A 21478-nucleotide genomic window follows, 5' to 3' on the forward strand; every position below is an offset into this window, starting at 1 on the left:
TCCGGCTTCACCAAGCATCAATCGCTGCTAGTAATTTTATAAATTCAATCATCAAGTGTAGTTCAAATCAAAAAAATGTCAGCCTGTGCCGATTAGAAATTCCGGTTCTTACTCACAACTAATTAACCGGATTTAGGGTCATTTAGATTATTTCGGTGTCCGTTAAATCAGCGTGTTCACTCTTTGTTTTAAATGCCCAACGATTTCGCGTTCAAACCAGGGATTTTTTTTAAGCCATATATTATTGCGAGGACTTGGGTGCGGCAACGGAATAATATCTGGCGCAAACTCTTTCCATGCTCTCACCGTTTCAGTCAAGTTTCGCTTCATATTTTTACCGAGATAGTAACGCTGAGAATATTGGCCAATCGTCAGCGTCAACTGAATATTAGGCAGCAACGGCAAAAGTTTTTTATGCCAGGTTTGAGAGCATTCCAATCGCGGTGGTAAATCACCACTTTTTCCCTTACCGGGATAGCAAAACCCCATGGGTATAATCGCTATTTTTGACGCATCGTAAAACGTATCATCATCCACTCCCAGCCAATCGCGTAACCTGACACCGCTAGGATCATTAAATGGAATGCCAGTTTCATGAACGCGAGTTCCTGGCGCCTGGGCCGCAATCAATATTTTCGCAGAGACACTAGCACGAAAAACGGGGTTAGGTCCAAGGGGCAAATTCGACTCACAAAGCCTGCATTGGGAAATTTCAGATTTCAGCGTGTCGAGCTGAACAGCTAATGATTTCATCAAATTATCATCCACTAACACTTCTCTGCGCGGTAATACCACACATTTTTAATTAATCCATCTTCAACCTCGTAAACAACCGGACTACATTGCGAATGACTTTTGCCATTAGATTTCCAGGTCGCTTTTTCTATGGCGGAAACGAAACTGCCACCACTAATCAGACTGACCAACGTCGATTTTGTGTCACCACCGCCAGAAAAATAATGTTGCATTGCTTTTCTTAATTCAGCTTTATCACCAGTCTCTACAATAACTTGATTGTCTTTCATACTCATCCATTGAACATCCTCGTTAACCTGCCCCATCATTTCTGTTAAAGCAGATTCGTTATACGCACGAACATAACGAACGACTAATGCTTCATTTGATGCTGCCTTATCCTGACTAACACTCATTGAATTATCTAGAGCGTTTTTGGAAGCAGCCATTTTTTGACTGGTGTAATTAATATCAAACCCCTTTCCATCATTGCCTCGAACTTTTACTAACAAGCGGCTGTTAGAAATTCTGTTGTATTCAATGACGTTGGGGAAATCATGCTGTCGATTCTCGAATTTTAAGCGAGTAGAAGAACAATCGATTAGCTTAAAAGCGACCGGAAATTCGTTCTGAGGTGTTTTAGCGAGATAAAATATTTCCCCCGACATTTCAACGATTCTTAATGTCTCAACAAAAGGAACGCTTGCTGTTTTATGCGGCTCAACACCCAGTTGGGTTGTTGCGCTAAAGCCGACCATATTTTGTTTATCGAGCACCTTCCAGGTCTCCTCGACAGTTGATTTGCCGCTTTTAGCAGTCCATTGACCAATCAACCAATTTGTAGACTGAATATCTCTGCAATTGACCTTATCTGTCGCACTCACGCTCAAACAAAACAGCGCCCAAAATAAACCTGGTATTATCTTCATTATCATCAAAATTTCGCCATTATTTTTCAGGTTATCTAGTTATCCTCAACATCTGAGAAAGGAGCATAACCAGTTGATATTTATATAATTTTAAAGAAACACTCATCTATTAAAGTAGGATTATTTACACTCCGCATTATGTATTCTCTCCATCAGGTTATTTTGTCATTTATCTCTAGTTGTCAGCCAGTCTAATATCGTTCTATAATGCAATTGGGTAGCAATCAGGATAGCAAAATGGCAAAAGCAAGACCTCCAATAGGCAGTAAAGCCAAAAAAATTATTACTATGGCCAAGCCTAACAAAGCAGGCGAAGTTAATAAATTGTATCGTTACGCACGTACAGGTCAGTATGGTGCAGTTCGTATTAATGGTACCAAATATGTTATTAAACCTGCCAACGATGCTGACTGTGCCTAGTGAATGTTGCCCTTCCCGCTCTTTTAGTATTTTTTTTTATTATTCCAGGCTTCATTTTTCAAAAGTTCTTTCGTAAAGGAATTTTTGAAGTTGAATACAAGGAACCTTTCGCTTCGTCAACACTGATTACCGTTATCTCGGCGATTGTCTTAAATTCATTTTTTGTTTTTTTGATCTGGCTACTTGCCAAAATTAACGCCCCGATTATTAAAGCTGTTGATCAAAAACTTCTGGTGGAAATGTTTGTTAGTAGTAAAAATATAGCATCTAAACCCGATACCGTTAGTGCAATTTCATCTTCAATACCTTATGTAGTTGGCTATATTTTGTTTTCCTGTTTTGGTGGCGCATTTTTTGGGTTGCTTTGCCGAGTCGTGTTGGAGAAAAATTTAAAAAGGCAGACGGTATTAGATTTTTTTCTGGGAAGTAACGAGTGGGAAAAGATTTTCTGGGTTAATGGAAAAAAGAGTGACAACGATCTCACCAGGGTTGCAGCCACAATCGATCTGGCTGGCGGAACTTACATTTATACCGGATTTTTAAAATCTTTTTCTTTAGATAAAAGCGGCGATCTTGATCGACTTGAGCTTATCATTGTTTCCAGAAGAAAGTTGGACAATGATCTACTACCTGAAAACGAAGATCCAGAAGATCCTAATGATCCTCAGGACAGATTCTACGAAATAATCGGCGACCGCTTTGTGTGTAAATATCAAGATATTAAGACATTGAACATTGAATATCTGGAAATTGAAGAATCAGAAAGTCAGGAGCCTGAAACCGCAAAATTAGAAGTGGTAAACGAAGCCGTACCGTCTTAAGACAACTTGTTATTAGTTAAAAAATAAGGCCTGATGAACTGCTACGCAATTATAAGCATTGCTCCCAAAGTTGAAGGTATAATCGATGAAAAACACCATTATTACTGCTTCGTTGTTCTTACTGCTGGGTACATTCTTATTCATTCCGTCAAGTGGTTTGGCGCTAGGTAATACCGGGCATGAAGCCATCTGTGAAATTGCCTATCTTGAGTTAACACCAAAAGCGAGAAAAGCCGTCGATAGTTTGCTCGCGCTAGAAAAAAAAGCACGGTTCAAAACATTCCGTCGGGCTTGTACTTGGCCCGATGACAGAAAAGACGAAACGACTGCAAAACGTAAGCGAGAACATTACATTAATGTACCACGAAACTGGAGTTACGTTAGCAAAGCAAAATGCCCGCTCGCTAAAACTTGCCTTTTCACTGCGATAAGTTCAGATGAGTCGGCCCTGAGGAACAGCAAAAACTCACAAAAGAAATTACGCGCCTTAAAATACCTCGGCCATTGGGTGGGTGATATTCACCAACCGTTTCATGTTTCCTTCGCCGACGACCGCGGCGGCAATGAAATTCATTTGGAAAAATCAATTGGCTGCAGAAAAAATCTTCACGCAGTTTGGGATCAATGTATTCCCGAAAATATCATGGAGTCTCTTAGCTTAAATCCGAGAAAAACAAGCCATAGAAAGCGTTTCGGCCAAATGCTGCACAGAATGATAACGGCAGAACAAAGAGAAAAATGGAAACAAGAAAAACAGCCGGTTACCTGGGCCAATGAATCTCTTTCACTGGTGAGAAAGCAACAGGTTAAATATTGCTTTGAAAACGGTAAACACTGTCAATACAGCCCGGCATCATTAACACACGTTCGGCACGGTAAGCAGTCAAACACTCGCACTATTAATTTGACCGATGAATATGAAAAGAAATTTCAAAAAATTATGACCCGACGAATTCAACAAGCTGGTGTCAGATTGGGCGCTTTACTCAACGATATATTTGGCTAACATTTTGAATTGTTCCGATTATCTCGCTCGCTTAACCAGCGTCAGTAAAATCATACCGATAGACAATGACAGTAAAGCAACCAGATCAACAAGGATCACTCGGTTGATAGCCTCATTATAACCACCTTCAAACCATGCGATCGCAATAAATGAAACAACACTGACAAATCCACAAACAAAGGCTGAGAATTGTAATGCCGGTTTAAATGCTGCAATGACAAAAAAGACGCCCAGCAACCCAAACAACACGGCACGATGTCGCATCAGAATAACAAGACTCGAGTCATCAAAAGAAAGGCCATACAAGCTCGCTAACTGCTCAGCCCCAAAAACGCCGGACAGCGGCAACAAATGGATAACACCAACCAGCAGTAACAGTATGGATATCACTTTTTGCATACTCTTTCCTTTTGAAACAAATGAGTCAACAATTTTCGTAACATCAAGCAATCTTACTACTTTTTTGGCTAATGACTATTACCTGCAAGGTAATAGAACATGATCATTCTGGGTTCAGATGACCTAGTTTAGACAATCTGGTTCAGACAATCAGGTTTAGATGACCTGGTTTAGATCATTTAATATATTCAAGCTTCTTATAAAAATAAACAGTTGGCTCAAAGGCTCCATTAGAGTCTTTAGCAAAATATGGTATCTCCCCTACTTCAATGTAGCCGAGTTTGCGATATAAAAAAGACGCCGTATCTCCAACCTTGGTATCTAGAACTAACAAAGAGCGATCATTTTTCTCCGCGCAGTTTTCCAGAAAACTCATTAACTGTTTGCCGATTCCTCTGCCTCGCATGGAACGGTGAACAATCAGCTTCTCAACTTCTGCTCGATGCAATCCATTATCTTTCATACAAAAGGACAATTGTACGCAGCCTAAAATTTCCGCGTTTTTCCGAGCGACAATTAATTTCTTATAACCCGCAGAAATTTCCGCCTGAATACTTTGCCAATATCTGTATGCCTGTTCCCTTTCAAGAGGTGCGGTATAACCAATTGACGCCCCACTACCAACACCGTCGATCAATACATCACATAACGGCTCGATAACTTCGTCAATGTGACTTATTTCTTCTATAACCACAATTCCCCCTTCTAGGGTCTGTTAAGCTTTCTAAAACTACCATGCCCTTTGAAAGATAAACACTTCAAGTCGTTTAATACTACGTTTTTTACATGCCAAACAAAAGCGATAAAGTGATTTATACTAGCTGACTCAGACCGAGTAATATCAATAAACAATTTCATGCCTCAGCACGGCGGATAACTTCGCTCGAACAAAACTGTTCGTTTCTGAACACAAGACAAAATCCACACTGTTCGATTACGCACAGGTTTATCATCCATGTCTAAAATTATAGCTTTCCTCATTTAGCAGTAAGAAATAATTACCTTATAAATCAACAAATTGTAATAGAGTTTGGCACAACTTTTGTTTTTGGCATGATTCCTGATAACAGCTTGATTGCACCAAGCAGAAACTCATCAACCAGGTCAAAACAGGACAGCCAGTTGGACAAACCCTTAGACAATAAATTGCTAAAGCAACGACGCTTATTAACAACCATAAAGATATTGACGGTCGCAACAATTGTAACTGTATTATTTTTTGTTTTGATAGGGAGCTTTACGACCTCACTCAGACGTGACGAAATTCGTACTGCGAAAGTCATTAGTGGCAATCTAAAAACAAGCCTCTCTGCTTCCGGTTTGATTGTCCCTTTGTACGAAGAAACCATTGCGAGCAGTATCGATTCAAGAATTGACAAAGTTCTAGTACAGGCAGGTCAATCCGTGAAGCAAGGGCAAACGCTCTTACAATTAGACAACACAAAGATCACGCTCGAGCTCGACAACATGGATGAAGAAATTGCACTGAAGCAAAACCAGATAGATACACGAAATTTGAATCTTGTGCGAAGTCTTAACGATTTTAAAAGTCAGCAAGAGCTACTCTTTGTTGACCTGGATAGCCGGCAAACTCGTTTCGCAAGAATGCAGCAGTTAGCGTTATCTGGTGGAACCTCAAAGCACGACTTGAAAGAAGCCGAACTCAATGTTAAGCGAACGCAAATTGAAATTCGCCAATTAAAGCAAGCAATCAAAGATTCAAAAGCTTCAACACTTGCAGAAATTGAAGGGCTTAAACTTGAAAAGTCAATTCTGGAAAAATCTCGCCAGGAGAAACTCAGATTACTAGAAAGTGCAAATGTTAAGGCACCCCGTGACGGACTGGTGGTTTGGTTAAAAAATGAAGAAGGCAGCGCGGTAGTCAACGGTGAGTCGTTGATCAGAATTGCCGACACCAGCGCCTACAAATTAGAAGTTTCAATTTCAGACTTTTACTCCAGCCAACTTTGGCAAGGAATGTCTGCAGAGTTTGACCAGGAACAAACTCACTATTCAGGAAAAGTTGAGTCAATTATTGCTGCGGAACAAGAAGGTGTATTAAAGCTGATTGTTTTACTTGATGAAAGCACGCAAAAAAATCAAACCCTGTTACGCCAAAAACAACGAGTTGACGTTAATTTAATTACCGGCGAAATAGAAAATACGTTAATGCTTGCTAAAGGACCATTCATCAATGGCGCAGGCATCCAAAAGGTTTTTGTGATCAATGATCGACAGGCTGTGGCCAAAGAGATTTCAGTCGGCTCAAGCAACCGAGATTACTATCAAATCAAGCAAGGACTTAGTAAAGATGATGAAATTATTATTTCTGACGTTCGCTCTTACGCACACTTAAAACAACTCGAAATAAACTAATCCCAAGCCAATAAATTAACCCCATTATCGATTAACATCAGGAAAAAAATATGCTTAACCTCAACAATATTGCAAAGACTTACCAGACAGAAAAAATCGAAACAATCGCGTTAAAAAATATCAACCTGAATATCAATCGTGGTGAATTTATTTCTATTATGGGACCTTCCGGCTGCGGTAAAAGCACGTTATTGAACATTATGGGATTGCTAGACGAACCCAGTGACGGCGAAGTGAAAGTTAACGGTAAAAGTATTACCTCTTATCATGACAAAGAAATGGCCAGCCTGAGAAATAGTAAAATCGGCTTTATTTTTCAGAGCTTTCATTTAATTCAGGATCTCAGAGTTATCGACAATGTAGAACTACCATTGCTTTACCGAAAAATTAGCGCGAAAGAGCGACGGCGACTGGCTACCGCGGCACTCGAACGAGTAGGTTTAAAAGCACGAACAAGTCATTTCCCTTCACAACTTTCCGGTGGGCAACAACAAAGAGTCGCAATTGCCAGAGCAATCGTTGGCAAGCCCGAACTACTGCTCGCAGATGAGCCGACAGGAAACCTGGATAGCCACATGGGAAATGAAATCATGCAAATTCTCGAATCATTACATAAAGACGACAAAACAACCATTGTCATGGTCACTCATGACGATGAACTCGCCAAAAGAACCGAGCGCACTATTCGTGTCTATGACGGTCAGCTAATTCACTAAAGGAAAATAAAATGTTTAAAAACTATTTAGTGACAGCCTGGAAAGTATTACAACGCAGGAAGTTTTTCACGTTTATCAGTTTATTTGGTATTACGATAACTTTAACAGTACTAATGATCCTTAGCACTGTTCTTGATAATTTTCTCAACCCATCAGGCCCCAGCAAAAACAGCGATCATCTACTTTTCGTTGATCGCATCAAGGTAACCTCCAAAGATGGCAACAGCAATTGGACTTCGCAGCCAGGGTTTCGATTTTTGAAAGACAATGTTCTCAAATTAAAAATGCCTGAAAAGTTTTCTATTTTCACGGTAATAGAAGAAAGTGCAAGTTACTTAAATGGCGACAAGGTCACTAACCACTTAAGGCTAACAGATTCTACTTATTGGGAAGTTTTAGACTTTAATTTTATTGAGGGTCATCCTTTTAACAAGCAAGAACTCGAATCTGGAAAAAAAGTCGCAGTCATCAACGAAACAACTCGACGTAATTTCTTCGGTGACGCCAATGCAGTTGGAAAGTCGATTGAAATTAACAGCCAAAAATACCAGGTCGTTGGCGTAGTGCGCGATGTTTCGTTTATGGAAATTCAAGCCTACTCTGACATTTGGCTTCCCTACACAACATCTTCGTCCACTTCTTACAGAAGCAACTTAATCGATAACTGGAACGCAATTCTATACCACTCTAACAGCAATATGATCAAATCAATGCAGGCGGAATATATCGCAATGCTTAAAAACGATTTCGTCACGCCTGATCCAGAGGAATTCCATAAGGTCGAAGGTGGCGCAGACACCTTGCTTGATATATTTGCGCGTGAATTCACCAGTTCTTATGGTTATGACAGTGGTGCAGCGTCATTGATTTCGATATTAATAGGACTAACCATCAGTTTCATGTTACTCCCTTCTATTAATCTGATTAATCTCAATATTAGCCGAATTATGGAGCGGTCCTCTGAAATTGGCGTCCGCAAGGCATTTGGCGCGTCGACAACACAGCTGGTAATTCAATTTGTTACCGAAAACATAATTATTACTGCCATCGGTGGCATATTAGGACTGTTACTTAGCGGGTTGATTCTATTTCAGATCGAGCAAAGCGGACTAGTTCCCGGTGCTGATTTTCGCTACAGCTGGCACACATTTATTTATGGTAGCGGGTTGATCTTTTTATTTGGTTTGCTCTCTGGTGCTTACCCCGCTTTCAAAATGTCGAAGTTACACCCGGTCGCAGCTTTAAAAGGAGGCTCCAACTAATGTTTTCACATATTGCAAAGCTAATCTGGAATCGTAAACGCTCGAACGTCCTTATCATTACTGAAATCGTGATTACATTTATTGTCTTGTTTGCCATTATTTCAGCAACCCTTCACAACTATCGATTATTTAATCTGCCTCTCGGCTTTAACTGGGAAAACACCTGGGCAATTGAACTCAACACTGGCTCCAGATGGAACAACGAAACGGATAAAAACCAGTTGAAAGCAATTGTCGAGGTTTTGAAACAACGCCCTGAAATTGCCTCAGTAGGACTGATAAGAATGGGCGTATTTGTCAATGCCCACTGGCGTAGTTCTCGACCAATTAATGGTCGAGAATCTATTTACCATTCTAATATGGTAGACCAGGATGCATTGAAAAACTGGGGGGTTGAGTTAGTTGCAGGACGTTGGTTCGGCGAACAAGATAACGGACAAAGTTACACTGAAATTGTGGTGAACCAATTGTTTGTCGATGAATATTTGCCAGATCAAGATCCTGTTAATTTCGAATTCGGCGACCCGGAACAACCGCAAATTTTACCAATGAGAATTGTCGGCGTGTTCAAAGACTTCAGACAACAAGGAGAATTCAGCGTTCCAGGTCCATATATGTTTACTCGTTATCAGATAGAAGAAGGACACACTTACGGCGTCCGAGAAATCAATATAAAGTTCAAGGAACCAAAAACTGCAGCTTACGAAGCAACCCTGTTGAAACTCCTCAAGAGTATTGCGCCAAACTGGGAATTTAATATCAACAGTTGGGAAAAAAGACGCGAGCAACAAATACAAAATGTTGTCCTTCCTTTGGGCCTTGCCGCGGTCGTAGTTATCTTCTTGTTAATCATGGTCGCGATGGGGCTATTTGGTGTTTTATGGCAAAATATTAGTCGGCGTACTCAAGAAATTGGCTTGCGCCGAGCAATAGGCGCCAGCGAAAGATCGATTCGATTGCAAATAATCGGCGAGATCCTGGTGCTCGCCCTGTTTGGTATTTCGATAGCTTTTATTTTCCTGATCCAGGTGCCACTATTGCAATTAATCGAGCTGGTTAGCTGGAGCAACTTCTGGTTTAGCCTGCTCGCCTCAGTTAGTACGATACTATTGATAGTGATATTATGCGCCCTCTATCCAAGTCGAACAGCAATAAAAATGTCTCCGGCAGTTGCGCTACACTATGAATAGAGCAACATCAAAATCACAACACTAACATTTGGACTTTGACTTTAATTATTGTGAATAGCATTAATCAAGAACCCTTAATACTAGTTGTCGACGATGACCGTTCTGTCACTGCATCGTTGGCACTTTTATTAAAACAAAATAATTTCAAGGCAATACAAGCGCATTCTCCAGCAACGGCACTAGAAAGTTTAAAAAATCATCGAATTAGCCTGGTTTTGCAGGATATGAATTTTTCTCGCTCCACTTCAGGCGAAGAAGGTCTGGAATTACTGGGACAGATAAGAATTTCGTATCCGCATATTCCAGTCATTTTAATGACAGCCTGGGCCTCTATTTCTCTAGCCGTTGAAGGCATGCGCTGCGGAGCAAGTGACTTTATATCGAAACCCTGGGATAACCAGTACCTGCTTAGGACGGTAACCACAGCGATTGGTCTGGCATCGCCGAAAGAAGATGAATTGCTAAGTCGAGAACAGCTTGACGATCAATTTAACTTTACCCATATTGTTGGAGAGTCTCCGGCTTTATTGAAAACATTAAACACCATCGGCCGCGTCTGTAAAACAGATGCCTCGATACTGATACTTGGCGAAAGCGGAACCGGCAAAGAAATGATGGCCGACGCGATTCATCAAAATTCGCTACGTAACCGCTCTCCACTGGTCAAGGTAAATCTTGGAGGTATTAACCCCAGCTTATTTGAAAGCGAGATGTTCGGTCATGTTAAAGGGGCGTTTACTGACGCTAAACATGACAGAGAAGGACGTTTTAGCGCTGCAAATGGTGGAACACTGTTTCTCGACGAAATAGGCGAGCTCGAAAAATCGTCTCAAGTAAAATTACTAAGAGTGCTTCAAGATCAAAACTTTCAAATGGTAGGCTCATCTAAAAACACCTCGGTCAATGTTAGAGTTGTTTCAGCAACTAATCGTAATCTAGAGGAAATGGTTGAAGAAGGTAGCTTCCGTGAAGACCTTTTTTATCGAATTAATTTAATCGCTTTTGAACTTCCACCGCTCAGAAATCGAACTAGTGATATTCCTTTGCTGGCCCAAAGCCATTTGAGAAAAATTAGTAAACTTTACGGCATGTCTGAAGCAAAAATATCACCCAAAGCACTAACCTGGCTGCAACAACAACAGTGGCCCGGAAACATTCGACAACTTTGTCAGACAATAGAACGCGTTTTACTTATGTCGGGTAAAAACGAATTGGAATATCTTGACTTTATTCCTCGCGACGCAGTCGAACAGGAGAACAAACTAAGTGACTTTGAAGTCGGCTCGCTCACTTTAGAACAAATGGAAAAAATAATGATTGAAAAATCTTTGGCTGCCTACCAGGGAAATATATCCAAAGTGGCTGATGCACTAGGCTTAAGCCGCGCCGCTCTTTATCGAAGAATGGATAAACACGGGCTCAACTCTTGAACTTAAAAAGTAAATTCTACCTTTTAAGCATTTTCCTGCATTTAATATTGCTTGGTGCCTGCTATTTTTTTCTGGAAAATATCAGCTATCAATTTATTGTGATCGAAGTTGTCATTCTCATATCTCTCATACTCTTCCTGAGGCTGATAAAAAAAGTCTTTGAACCATTTGAGTTTGTTGATCTGTTTAGCGATGTTCTCAATGAACAGGAATTTACAACTCGTTTTAGCCATACCGGTAATAAAAAACTCGATAATTTAATGACTTTATTTAACCAGATGCTCAGTCAGCTTTACGATGAACGATTAAAGCTTGGTGACAGAAAAGGCATGCTGCAACAGCTAATGAATGCCATTCCTCTTAGCATCATCGTTTTCGACTACAACAACCAGATCAGTCAGCTAAATCCAGCGGCAGAAAAGTTACTTAAAGTTCAAACCGATGAAATAAAATCATTTTTCCTCAAAAGTATAAAACACCCGATCATCAATGATCTCGATAAATTAAAAACAGGTGAATCACAACTCATCAGTGACGCCGCAGGTAAACGCTACCGTTGTCACCGCAGCTCCTTTTTTGATCGTGGATTTGAGCGACATTTCATTATTATCCAGGAGCTCACTAGCGAGCTAAAATCCAGTGAGAGAAATACCTACGAAAAGTTAATCAGGATGATGTCGCATGAGGTAAATAACACCATGGCGGCAACCGGCTCATTATTAAAATCTTGCTTGTATTATTCTGATCAAATTTCACCAGATGAAAGGCATGATTACAAAAGCGCACTCAACTTGGTTATCGAGAGAACAGACAATCTCAATAGCTTTATGCAAGATTATGCTCAAATCGTTCGGCTGCCTGAGCCGTCGCTGGAAAGTTGTAACTTATTTCACTTGGCGCTTTCTACCAAGCGATTATTTGAAACCACTTTAAAGCAAAAAAATATTGCGCTTGAACTACCTGATACAAATCCGGGAAAAACATCGATTGATGCCGATCAAAATCAATTAGAACAAGTTTTTATCAATGTTATTAAAAACGCGATTGAAGCAATCGGAGAAAACGGAAAAATCGATATTCAGTTCAAGTTCGAGAACGATAATCTGTTCTTGTTGGTCAAAGATAGCGGTCCAGGAATTTCCGAGCAACATCAGCAAAACTTATTTACTCCCTTTTTCTCGACCAAAGCAGAAGGCCAAGGTATTGGATTAATGCTGGTTAGAGAAGTTCTTGATGCTCATCAATTTGAGTTTTCATTATACAATCGGGAAAGTCGCGGCGCCTGTTTTGAAATAAAATTCCCCCTACCATTGCTCGAATAAATTAACAGTCAAATTTTCTTGTCATGCCCTAACTTTTTTCATCCATTGATAAATTTGAATCGAGCCATCATCTTCCTGAGTAGACAATCCATTCAGCAAACCATCAAAATCTTGCGCTTTCTTGTTTTGACTTAATTTAGCTTTTCCTTCGATGGTCTCAATTGAAATCTTAAACCCGACAATCGCCTTAAGCATTGCACTAAGCTGCTTTTCCGAAAGCTTATCAATTGTCCATGGCTGTTCGAATCTCGCCTCGTGTTTTTGGCTTAATTTATCGAGTAAATCAATTAATTCCGCCTCATTCATCAAGGTACATTTTCCACTGACCTGAACATTGATGAAGTTCCAGGTAGGTACATTGCTATTATTGGTGTACCAATTCGGCGTAATATAAGCGTTAGGTCCGTTAAAGCAGACATTAATATCGTCAGCTTTTTCCAACAGCTTCCAATGCTGGTTTTGACGAGCGAAATGAGCGAGCAATTCTGTATTATCTTCACTCAGCAAAAATGGTGCGTGATTAACCTCCAGCTTCCCCTGGTAACAACTGGTTATCTGACCAAAACCATATTGACGAATAAATGCAAGCTGCGACTGCCGATCATCAAATTTAAAATGTCTTGGTTGGTACATAGTAAAACTCCATAAGATAAAAAATCTGATAGAATATTTTTATATCAGCGTTATTTTTTCTAAGCTAATCGCCTGCCACTTCAAGATGAATTAACTAGATTTCCACCAGGCTATTATCCACCGAATCCGCTAAATTGCGATGACTTTAACTCGATAAATCCAAAAAGTTATTAGCTATATCAAACATTTACCTTCAAATTAGTTTATCTAAGGACTAGAACTAAATAAGTGCCGCGATGTCTTAATTAAATTGTGAATTCATCTCTATTTTCATAAAGAACTTTGATGTAGGCTTACAAAAAAGGTTTTTGCAACTTTTGCAAAGTCAGCGATTGATGAACTCGAAGTCAATTAGTTAACATTCTAATTCGTAGTATGGGGTGCTCAAATATCATGAAAAAAATCAACAGGTTATCAATTCAACTATTCGCAGCAGCGTCACTAACCACATTGCTGGCATGTGGCGGCGGAGGCGGCGGTGATGGAAGCGTCGCAATAGGTACTAGCCAACCGACCTGGACTGCTGGAGTTTTCGCCGATGAGAGCAGCTTCAAAAATCTTTGCCAAAGTCCACGCGCAGGAACTTCTGATCGACAAGGCACTACACTTCACGAAAACCACTGGCTTCGTTCCTGGAGCAATAATACCTATTTATGGTATGACGAAATTACCGATCGCGATCCCGCGCTTTCGAGCACAGCCCTTGAATACTTTGCGTTACTAAAAACCGAAGCCACAACCCCGTCAGGAAACCCCAAAGACCAGTTCCATTTTACCTACGACACCGAAGAATGGGAGCAGTTACAACAGTCAGGCGTTTCCGCTGGCTATGGTGCCAAATGGAAGATAGTATCCAGTGCTCCACCGAGAGAGATTCGAGTTGCTTATAACGAACCAAATTCTCCAGCAGCTTCGGCCAACTTAGATCGTGGCGCAGAAATACTAGAAATTGATGGTGTAGATGTTGTTAACGCGGGCGACCAAGCGAGCGTTAATACGATAAACGCTGGACTTTTCCCTGCTGGTGCAGGCGAAACCCATACCTTCACGGTCCGAGACATTGGAAGCACGCAAACACGTTCCATCTCAATGACGTCGGCTGCCGTCACTTCTTCGCCGGTGAGAATGGTCAACACAATAGATACACCGACAGGCAAAGTAGGTTACATTTTATTTAATTCTCATATCGCGCCAGCGGAAGAAGGGCTTGTTAATGCTGTCAATCAATTGTCCAACGAAGGCGTTAACGATCTGGTACTTGATCTCCGCTACAATGGCGGCGGGTTGCTCGCAATTGCCAGCCAACTTGCTTACATGATTGCAGGTCCGACTCCAACCAGTGGCCGAACTTTCGACAACCTGACTTTCAATGATAAACATACCACAACTAACCCGGTCACCGGCCAGGCACTTTCCCCTACGCCTTTTTATGATCGCTCATTAGGCTTTTCGGTGACAGAAGGTCAACAATTACCATTCCTTAACCTAAACAGGGTATTTATACTGTCAACTGACAACACTTGTTCGGCCAGTGAAGCCATTATTAATGGTCTTCGTGGCGTGGACTTTGAAGTGATTTTAATTGGTTCAACAACCTGCGGAAAACCCTATGGCTTTTACCCAACGGATAACTGTGGAACAACTTATTTTACCATCCAGTTTAGAGGCGAAAACCAAAAAGGCTTCGGTGACTATGCAGACGGCTTTTCTCCTGCTAACACGTCAGGCACTATCGGTGAAGTTGTAACTGGCTGTTCTGTAGCCGATGACTTCTCTAATCCTTTGGGTGACGCACAGGAAGGCCAGATAGCCGCAGCACTATCCTACAGAACAACTGGAACATGCCCTACTGCAACGGGTAAATCGGTTTCTCAGTTTGCAGAAAAATCAAATAACCAAGATGGTTCCCTGTTTGACTCAGAAATTTACCGTAAAAGAACACTGTTAACGGAAAACCGTATTTTAACAAATAGTCAGTAGCCGTTAATTTAAGCAAAACAAAATGATGAGTATTTAGACAATGGCATTTAAAATATCAGCAATGGTAGCAGTCATGGTTTTAATATCAGCATGTAAAACCCTGGCGGATCAAAAAGGTTCGCCAGCACTTATTACAAACGCGTCCGCAGAAACAACGACATTAATTACTAGTAGAGTGTCGGAAGCTTTGGGTGGAGTGGCCGTGACATTATCAAACTCTGTTTTCAGCAAAAGTAGCCAATTGTCGATTGAACGGAAGCAACATCAAAATCTTGAACAAGGTGTTATTATGGGCAGAAGTTTGGAAGTTCCACATCATTTCAGGCTTGTCAAAGTAGAGCAAAAATGTTTTCTCGTTTACCAAAAAACGGACGAAAAATACTTTTTAAATGGCGTTAATTGTCGAGCTGAGTGAGAATCGCGTAATAAAAAAGCCAGCATAATGGCTGGCCTTTTCATCAGTTTATACTGCTAACAACGAATTGAGCTTAATCAACATTTTTAATCCCGGCATTATTCCCTTCCAGTGCTCGTTCAGCACGATAACTTGAACGTACAAATGGTCCAGACACGACTTCCTTAAAACCTAACTCCAATCCCCATTGACGATACTTATCAAAATCAGCAGGGCTGACGTAGCGTTCTACTGGCAAGTGGTTCGGCGTGGGGCGAAGATACTGACCAAAAGTAACGATATCCAGGTTGATTTTTCGCAAATCTTCCATGGTTTCCATGATTTCTTCATCGGTTTCGCCTAAACCTAACATCAGGCTGGTTTTGGTTAATATATCAGGGCGATACTTTTTGGAATGGGCAAGTAAATCCATAGTCGTTTCGTAACTTGCGCGTGGATCCCTCACCGGGTGAGTAAGACGTTTAACCGTCTCAAGATTTTGTGCAAATACCTTAATTCCTGAATCGAGCACAATCTCTAAATGTGCCAGATTACCTTTAAAATCCGGCGTCAGGGTTTCGACGTTAACCGCTGGACTTGCTTTGATAATCGCTTTAACACAATCTGCATAATGTTGCGCGCCGCCGTCATCGAGATCGTCGCGATCGACCGAAGTTAACACAATATATTTGAGGCCTGTTGCCGCAACGGAATCTGCCGCATTCTGTGGCTCGTCTTTATCTAACCATCCTTTGGGATTGCCCGTATCAACTGCGCAAAATTTGCAGGCTCGTGTGCAAACAGCACCCATCAGCATAATCGTCGCGGTTCCGGCACTCCAGCATTCACCGATATTGGGACACATTGATTCTTCACAAACCGTCGCCAGTCGATTAGTGCGAACATTCGACTTCATATCCTGGTATTTTCCGCCAGTTGGCAGCTTCACTTTCAACCAACCAGGCTTACGGCCAATTGGTTCAGGATGCGAGCCTTTTCGTTCTTTAACACCGTTTTTTATCGCGGAAAAACCATGCTCGGTTTCAAATTTATTACCGCTTTTAACCACTACCGGAATACGTTCACCACGCTGCATTCTATCGCTACCTATGAAATTTTTTACTTCCTACAAGAAAAAGCACTTGTATGAATTTAAGCGCTCTTACTATCTGCAGGGAATATAGCTAGTAACTACTCACAAACCTCAATTTTCAATGATCCTGTATCAAGTAGTTCAAACTGTTGATAATTTAGGCTGTGCATTATAACACCAATCAAATCATTCGCGACTTGTTCTAGATCACCGGGTCCGCCCAACTCAGAGACTTGAGTCACTTCCATGCCTGCAAAACCGCATGGGTTGATTCTGCTAAAGGGCTCTTTATCCATATTCACGTTGAGTGCGAGCCCGTGAAACGAACAACCTTTTCTAATTCGTAGCCCCAAAGAACAGATCTTTTTATCAGATACATAAACTCCAGGCGCATCAGCTTTTGGCGCACTCTGAATGTCATACCCTGCAAGCAAAGCGACCACGGCATCCTCAATCGCAGAAACTAATTGGCGGACCCCTATTTTTTTTCGTCGCAGATCGATTAAAAAGTAAGCCACTTGCTGACCTGGGCCATGGTAGGTCACCTGACCTCCCCTATCAACCTGCACAACAGGAATATCGCCAGGCATAAGAATATGCTCGGCTTTACCGGCTTGTCCCTGGGTAAAAACAGGCGAATGCTCAACCAACCATAATTCATCAGTCGTATTCCCATCACGCTCGTCAGTAAAGCGCTGCATTGCTTTCCACACAGGCTCATATGCCTGCCGGCCCAATTGACGAACAATTAACTTTGAGGACAAATCAGACATTACTACCCATTAAATTGCGCTTATTTTGAATGTGAAATGCGTCGTCTTTCACCTTAGAGGCAAAACTTAACAGCCTCTAACTCATTAACTTCAAGATATATTTGGTCAAGCTGAGCTTTTGAGGTTGCGGTAAAACTAACGCTGACTGACACATAATTGCCTTTGCCGCTTGGTTTCAGTTTCGGCACATAATCACCAGGTACATGCTTTTGGATAATGGCGACAATTTCATCTTCAATGCCTTCTTTCGCTTGTGCCATTGCTTTAAAGAGAAACTGACACGGAAACTGCCACAAGGCTTCGTTGCCATTCTGATCATTACCGTTTTCTATATCGCTCATAAGTAAACTCTCAGTTTTTAATCACTTTTTTGATAGACCGCTTTGATAGACAGGCGTCAATAATAAAGCTAGTTCAGACTAGCGTAAGTTACTCTGAACTCAGGTTAAGTCTAGCCAGAAAAAACAACGCAGGCTAATGCCTGCGTTTGTTTAGCCAGCTCAATATAATAAAAAACTACTCGAACAGAGAATCAAACCACTGGCTAACCGAATCTGCCGCGCGGCCAAAAAATCCAGCTTCTTTCACTTCTTGTAGCGCGACTAACGGATATTCAGCAACCGTTTCTTTACCTAACATAAAGAATACTTTACCTGCTCGCTGACCCATTTTAATGGGGGCGCTCAAATCTTTTTCAACGACAAAATGGGCTTTAAGCTCCTTGACCTTGCCTCTTGGAATAGTGACATAAATATCTCGTGCAATCCCCAGCTCTACTTCATCTTCCTCTCCCATCCAGATATGAGGCTTATGCAGCATTTTCCCGGCTTCCAGCGGTTTAACTGTTTCAAAAAACCTGAAGCCATAAGACAGAATCTTTTTGCTTTCAACTTTGCGTGATTGTTTGCTCGAAGTTCCCATGACAACTGATATCAATCGCATGTCTCCTTTAAGCGCAGAAGAAACCAGGCAATAACCCGCCTCTTCAGTATGCCCTGTTTTAATTCCATCAACAGACATACTAGGATCTGACAAAAGCGGGTGTCGGTTGTATGTTTCTATGTTGTTGTATTTATAGGCTTTTTCTTTGTAATGCCGGTATTCCTGCGGATAGTCTCGAATGAGTGCTTGCCCTAGCAAAGCCATATCGCGCGCAGTTGTTTGATGGCTGGTCGCTGACAGACCATGGGAGTTTTCAAAGGTCGTATTGTTAAGTCCGAGCTGTTTGGCGTGATGATTCATTAACTCGGTAAATGCTTGTTCGCTGCCTGCAACATGCTCAGCCAGTGCCACCGCCGCATCGTTTCCAGAAGAAATAATTAAACCTTTAATTAATTCGGCGACGGGCACCTGCTTACCGACTTCAAGCCACATGAGGGAACTACCTTTGAAAGTCGGGTTTTGCGCGTAAGCATTCGCACTGATTGTGACCACATCTTGTAAGCTAATATTCCCCGCTTCAAGCTCCGCAGATACCACATAGCCAGTCATCATTTTGGTCAAACTAGCGGGAGCAACGGGCAAATCAGCATTATTCTCCGCGATAATTTTGCCACTATCATAATCCATCAAAACGTATGACTTGGCGGCAATTTCGGGTGCCTTTGGTGTAATAGCTTGAGTTGAACAGGTGAAAAAAATAAAAACTAAAATAAATATCTTATGCGATATAAAAGACAGTTTTTGTTTTAAATAAAAAAATTTTTCAATCATCTTTTATCCAAAAAAATTTGTAGGTTGAACAAAGACCAATTCGATTGGGCCGAATTATAACACCTGAGATAAGGGTTCGATAGAGAATAGCGGTCAACTTAACGCAATATAGTCAACACAGTAACGTGAATACTATTACCTTTGATCTAATTTAGCCTTATTAGAATAAAGCAAATAAGTTTTCAATTTGATACTTACGCAATTTCGATTGATTCGCCTGGAGTCATTTTTCAATTGCCTCACATTTTTCAAAAATTAAATTTACCTTTTGAAAATAGTTTTACTCAGAGGCAATTTTATTCATAGACCACTTTAGGCTTTCCGAGTTCCTTGATATCCAACGTGTCCACCAACTCTTGTGCCAGTTCCTCACTTGGCACAGGCCCAATTCGGACTCGATAGAGTTTGCTTCCACCTCGTTTTACCGTGGTAATCTTGACTGGCAAACGAATTTCACGGTCAAGAACTTTGGCTAACTTTTGTGCAGTTTTATAAACAGAGTAAGCACCTACTTGCACGTAACGCTTTTTATTTCCTATATCGGAAGTACTTGCAATATTGTTGTTGGAAAACGTGATAGTTTCCACCTCGACCCTTGCAGTGCCCTTCTGTGCCATACCAAGTTTATGCGCTGCCGCGTAAGACAGATCAATAATTCGCCCCTTTTTAAACGGACCTCGATCATTAATCTTAACTGTAATTTGTTTCCCATTTTCCAAGTTGGTGACTTTGGCATAAACCGGTATGGGCAGAGTTTTATGGGCGGCAGTCATTTTAAACATATCATAACTTTCGCCGCTGGAGGTTCGCCTACCGTGAAATTTAGTACCATACCAACTAGCTATACCACGCTGTTTATAGTTATCTGCTGATGCTAATACGTAATAAGTTTTGCCATCTTGTTCGTAAGATGAAGGATTTCCATAGCGACTTTTGGGTTCATATTTTGGCGTTACCTGTTCCAGCTTCGCCCAGTCATATTTCACCTTGGGCGCAGAATCTTTTTCTTCTGGTAAAACTGCGCACCCAGCAAGCAGCAATGACAAACCTGCGCAGCAGAGCCGGTAAAAATTCGATAAATTAATGGGTTGTTTTATTAGCTTGTTCATCTGAAACTATTTTAGTCTAGTTAGCGTTTAGCGCCAGCGGATTATTACTCACTTAAAAGCTGTGCTTCACTTTTCTGAAGCGCGTTTTTCTTTTCACTGATTGCCTGACTTAACTGAAATACTGCGAGCGCATACATCGAGCTACGATTGTATCGAGTAATCACATAGAAATTGTCACCAGCTAACCAATGCTCATTACTACCGTCAGTCAATTCAAATGGGAATATACCAACTTTATCAGATTTGCCTTTTACCTGATCCAGATTAATACCGGCAGATTCAAACTTATTCAAAGAGTGGGACAATGCCAATTGCGATTGAACCAGCGATTTTTGATTGTCTTGCAGCACAACGGGCTGAACCACAAATCCCCCTTTTCGCCATTTGTGTCGGCTAAAATAATTGGCGACACTACCAATCATGTCAACCGGATCCGAAAACAGGTTTATTTTTCCATCTTGATTAAAATCAACACCGTAATGTCGGTAGCTACTGGAAATAAATTGCCCCATTCCCATTGCGCCGGCGTAAGAACCATTAATTTCATCCAATTCCCATTTTTGCTCATTGGCTAACAAATAATATTGTTCAAGTTCAGAACGAAAAAACTTTGATCGCTTGGGATAATAAAAACCTAGCGTATGCAAAGCCTCAATCACGGGAAAAGTTCCTTGAATTCGCCCGTAAAAAGTTTCCACACCAATTATGCCGACAATAATAGACTGTTCAACGCCATAGACGGCTTCAGCTTTTGCTAATGTTTCTGCGTGTTGTTGCCAAAATGCCACACCATCATTGATCCTTTTGTCTTTCATCCAGATTTTTCGATAGCGATGCCACGGCATTGACTCGGCAGGCTTAGAAATTCTTTCAATAATATCCTGACGTGGTTGCATCGAAGAAAGTTTTTCAAAAATCTGTTTTTGATCAAACTGATGTTTTTTTGCCATATCTTGCGCAAATGCTTTAATCTCTTTTTCTGCTTGCTGATTACTAACAAGCGGCACGTAATCCGCGGCAAACAACGGGAAACTCGCCAAAATTGAAATTCCCGCTAATATTTTTTTTCTAATCATTGAGTTCATATCCTTGCAACCTGTTTTACAAAACATGCATGGTGATATCAAAAAGCCTTTAGCACCATAAAATAGACTTTAGTTTAATCAGTAAAAACGAC

At 41.1% G+C, this 21478-nt stretch carries 22 protein-coding genes; 11 read left to right on the forward strand and 11 right to left on the reverse strand.

Annotated elements, in window-relative coordinates:
• Window positions 1-162: 162 nt before the first annotated feature.
• Both FLL46_RS19860 and FLL46_RS19865 read right to left on the reverse strand, forming a co-directional pair.
• On the reverse strand, window positions 163-753 hold the full coding sequence (locus tag FLL46_RS19860) for a uracil-DNA glycosylase family protein (protein WP_142933100.1): 591 nt from the start codon (window positions 751-753) through the stop codon (window positions 163-165).
• Between the two features lie 14 nt (window positions 754-767).
• Window positions 768-1664 carry a DUF6265 family protein gene (locus FLL46_RS19865; RefSeq protein ID WP_142933101.1) on the reverse strand — a complete coding sequence of 299 codons (897 nt, stop codon included), beginning with the start codon at window positions 1662-1664 and terminating at the stop codon, window positions 768-770.
• A gap of 237 nt (window positions 1665-1901) precedes the next feature.
• On the opposite strand from FLL46_RS19865, the gene FLL46_RS19870 reads away from it, so the two are divergent.
• The 3 genes from FLL46_RS19870 (at window position 1902) to FLL46_RS19880 (ending at window position 3911) form a co-directional block, all read left to right on the forward strand.
• Window positions 1902-2084 carry a hypothetical protein gene (locus tag FLL46_RS19870; RefSeq protein WP_142933102.1) on the forward strand — a complete coding sequence of 61 codons (183 nt, stop codon included), beginning with the start codon at window positions 1902-1904 and terminating at the stop codon, window positions 2082-2084.
• Entirely contained in the window at window positions 2084-2905 is an 822-nt protein-coding gene (locus FLL46_RS19875) for a hypothetical protein (RefSeq protein WP_142933103.1), read from the forward strand. Before FLL46_RS19870 ends, FLL46_RS19875 begins: the two co-directional genes overlap by 1 nt.
• Before the next feature lie 85 nt (window positions 2906-2990).
• Complete coding sequence (locus FLL46_RS19880; RefSeq protein WP_142933104.1) at window positions 2991-3911, forward strand: S1/P1 nuclease; 921 nt, start codon at window positions 2991-2993, stop codon at window positions 3909-3911.
• 18 nt (window positions 3912-3929) lie between these two features.
• On the opposite strand, the gene FLL46_RS19885 is transcribed toward FLL46_RS19880, so the two are convergent.
• Entirely contained in the window at window positions 3930-4310 is a 381-nt protein-coding gene (locus FLL46_RS19885; protein ID WP_142933105.1) for a phosphopantetheine adenylyltransferase, read from the reverse strand.
• A gap of 175 nt (window positions 4311-4485) precedes the next feature.
• Window positions 4486-5004: a GNAT family N-acetyltransferase gene (locus FLL46_RS19890; protein WP_142933106.1), complete on the reverse strand. Its 519-nt coding sequence runs from the start codon at window positions 5002-5004 to the stop codon at window positions 4486-4488.
• A gap of 428 nt (window positions 5005-5432) precedes the next feature.
• On the opposite strand from FLL46_RS19890, the gene FLL46_RS19895 reads away from it, so the two are divergent.
• From FLL46_RS19895 to FLL46_RS19920, 6 genes are read left to right on the forward strand one after another with little or no spacing between them, the layout of a single operon-like run.
• Window positions 5433-6686, forward strand: coding sequence for an efflux RND transporter periplasmic adaptor subunit (locus FLL46_RS19895; RefSeq protein ID WP_168204255.1), 1254 nt, complete (start codon window positions 5433-5435; stop codon window positions 6684-6686).
• Window positions 6687-6736: 50 nt separating this feature from the next.
• Window positions 6737-7402 (forward strand): ABC transporter ATP-binding protein, encoded by a 666-nt coding sequence (locus FLL46_RS19900; RefSeq protein ID WP_142933108.1) that lies wholly within the window; start codon window positions 6737-6739, stop codon window positions 7400-7402.
• An 11-nt stretch (window positions 7403-7413) separates the two neighbouring features.
• A complete protein-coding gene (locus FLL46_RS19905; RefSeq protein WP_142933109.1) occupies window positions 7414-8664 on the forward strand; it encodes an ABC transporter permease in 1251 nt (416 codons plus the stop codon).
• Complete coding sequence (locus FLL46_RS19910) at window positions 8664-9854, forward strand: ABC transporter permease (RefSeq protein ID WP_142933110.1); 1191 nt, start codon at window positions 8664-8666, stop codon at window positions 9852-9854. The genes FLL46_RS19905 and FLL46_RS19910 overlap by 1 nt, the downstream gene beginning before the upstream one ends.
• Before the next feature lie 50 nt (window positions 9855-9904).
• A complete protein-coding gene (locus FLL46_RS19915; RefSeq protein WP_210418766.1) occupies window positions 9905-11284 on the forward strand; it encodes a sigma-54-dependent transcriptional regulator in 1380 nt (459 codons plus the stop codon).
• Window positions 11281-12606, forward strand: a complete 1326-nt coding sequence (locus tag FLL46_RS19920; RefSeq protein WP_142933111.1) for a sensor histidine kinase — start codon at window positions 11281-11283, stop codon at window positions 12604-12606. Before FLL46_RS19915 ends, FLL46_RS19920 begins: the two co-directional genes overlap by 4 nt.
• A 21-nt stretch (window positions 12607-12627) precedes the next feature.
• Here FLL46_RS19920 and FLL46_RS19925 read toward each other — a convergent pair whose 3' ends face one another.
• Window positions 12628-13239, reverse strand: coding sequence for an FMN-binding negative transcriptional regulator (locus tag FLL46_RS19925; protein ID WP_142933112.1), 612 nt, complete (start codon window positions 13237-13239; stop codon window positions 12628-12630).
• A gap of 393 nt (window positions 13240-13632) precedes the next feature.
• Between FLL46_RS19925 and FLL46_RS19930 the strand changes: the two genes are divergently transcribed.
• Together FLL46_RS19930 and FLL46_RS19935 are read left to right on the forward strand one after the other, a co-directional pair.
• Window positions 13633-15219 carry a S41 family peptidase gene (locus tag FLL46_RS19930; protein WP_142933113.1) on the forward strand — a complete coding sequence of 529 codons (1587 nt, stop codon included), beginning with the start codon at window positions 13633-13635 and terminating at the stop codon, window positions 15217-15219.
• A gap of 40 nt (window positions 15220-15259) precedes the next feature.
• On the forward strand, window positions 15260-15634 hold the full coding sequence (locus tag FLL46_RS19935) for a hypothetical protein (RefSeq protein WP_142933114.1): 375 nt from the start codon (window positions 15260-15262) through the stop codon (window positions 15632-15634).
• Between the two features lie 73 nt (window positions 15635-15707).
• On the opposite strand, the gene lipA is transcribed toward FLL46_RS19935, so the two are convergent.
• The 6 genes from lipA to mltB all read right to left on the reverse strand — a co-directional run bounded on the left by lipA (window position 15708) and on the right by mltB (window position 21377).
• Window positions 15708-16709, reverse strand: a complete 1002-nt coding sequence (gene lipA / locus FLL46_RS19940) for a lipoyl synthase (protein ID WP_142933115.1) — start codon at window positions 16707-16709, stop codon at window positions 15708-15710.
• A gap of 95 nt (window positions 16710-16804) precedes the next feature.
• On the reverse strand, window positions 16805-17479 hold the full coding sequence (lipB, locus tag FLL46_RS19945) for a lipoyl(octanoyl) transferase LipB (RefSeq protein ID WP_142933116.1): 675 nt from the start codon (window positions 17477-17479) through the stop codon (window positions 16805-16807).
• 53 nt (window positions 17480-17532) lie between these two features.
• Complete coding sequence (gene ybeD / locus FLL46_RS19950) at window positions 17533-17820, reverse strand: DUF493 family protein YbeD (RefSeq protein ID WP_142933117.1); 288 nt, start codon at window positions 17818-17820, stop codon at window positions 17533-17535.
• Window positions 17821-17995: 175 nt separating this feature from the next.
• Window positions 17996-19192, reverse strand: a complete 1197-nt coding sequence (locus FLL46_RS19955; RefSeq protein WP_142933118.1) for a serine hydrolase — start codon at window positions 19190-19192, stop codon at window positions 17996-17998.
• Window positions 19193-19488: 296 nt separating this feature from the next.
• On the reverse strand, window positions 19489-20301 hold the full coding sequence (locus tag FLL46_RS19960; RefSeq protein WP_142933119.1) for a septal ring lytic transglycosylase RlpA family protein: 813 nt from the start codon (window positions 20299-20301) through the stop codon (window positions 19489-19491).
• 44 nt (window positions 20302-20345) lie between these two features.
• Window positions 20346-21377 (reverse strand): lytic murein transglycosylase B, encoded by a 1032-nt coding sequence (mltB, locus tag FLL46_RS19965; protein ID WP_168204256.1) that lies wholly within the window; start codon window positions 21375-21377, stop codon window positions 20346-20348.
• Window positions 21378-21478 lie beyond the last annotated feature (101 nt).

Source organism: Aliikangiella coralliicola (assembly GCF_007004725.1).
GTDB lineage: Bacteria > Pseudomonadota > Gammaproteobacteria > Enterobacterales > Kangiellaceae > Aliikangiella > Aliikangiella coralliicola.

Coding starts and splice junctions, on each gene's coding strand:
- FLL46_RS19860 (WP_142933100.1), bottom strand. CDS start 753: ATGAAATCATTAGCTGTTCAGCTCGACACGCTGAAATCTGAAATTTCC.
- FLL46_RS19865 (WP_142933101.1), bottom strand. CDS start 1,664: ATGAAGATAATACCAGGTTTATTTTGGGCGCTGTTTTGTTTGAGCGTG.
- FLL46_RS19870 (WP_142933102.1), top strand. CDS start 1,902: ATGGCAAAAGCAAGACCTCCAATAGGCAGTAAAGCCAAAAAAATTATT.
- FLL46_RS19880 (WP_142933104.1), top strand. CDS start 2,991: ATGAAAAACACCATTATTACTGCTTCGTTGTTCTTACTGCTGGGTACA.
- FLL46_RS19885 (WP_142933105.1), bottom strand. CDS start 4,310: ATGCAAAAAGTGATATCCATACTGTTACTGCTGGTTGGTGTTATCCAT.
- FLL46_RS19900 (WP_142933108.1), top strand. CDS start 6,737: ATGCTTAACCTCAACAATATTGCAAAGACTTACCAGACAGAAAAAATC.
- FLL46_RS19905 (WP_142933109.1), top strand. CDS start 7,414: ATGTTTAAAAACTATTTAGTGACAGCCTGGAAAGTATTACAACGCAGG.
- FLL46_RS19910 (WP_142933110.1), top strand. CDS start 8,664: ATGTTTTCACATATTGCAAAGCTAATCTGGAATCGTAAACGCTCGAAC.
- FLL46_RS19925 (WP_142933112.1), bottom strand. CDS start 13,239: ATGTACCAACCAAGACATTTTAAATTTGATGATCGGCAGTCGCAGCTT.
- FLL46_RS19930 (WP_142933113.1), top strand. CDS start 13,633: ATGAAAAAAATCAACAGGTTATCAATTCAACTATTCGCAGCAGCGTCA.
- FLL46_RS19935 (WP_142933114.1), top strand. CDS start 15,260: ATGGCATTTAAAATATCAGCAATGGTAGCAGTCATGGTTTTAATATCA.
- lipA (WP_142933115.1), bottom strand. CDS start 16,709: ATGCAGCGTGGTGAACGTATTCCGGTAGTGGTTAAAAGCGGTAATAAA.
- lipB (WP_142933116.1), bottom strand. CDS start 17,479: ATGTCTGATTTGTCCTCAAAGTTAATTGTTCGTCAATTGGGCCGGCAG.
- ybeD (WP_142933117.1), bottom strand. CDS start 17,820: ATGAGCGATATAGAAAACGGTAATGATCAGAATGGCAACGAAGCCTTG.
- FLL46_RS19955 (WP_142933118.1), bottom strand. CDS start 19,192: ATGATTGAAAAATTTTTTTATTTAAAACAAAAACTGTCTTTTATATCG.
- FLL46_RS19960 (WP_142933119.1), bottom strand. CDS start 20,301: ATGAACAAGCTAATAAAACAACCCATTAATTTATCGAATTTTTACCGG.
- mltB (WP_168204256.1), bottom strand. CDS start 21,377: ATGATTAGAAAAAAAATATTAGCGGGAATTTCAATTTTGGCGAGTTTC.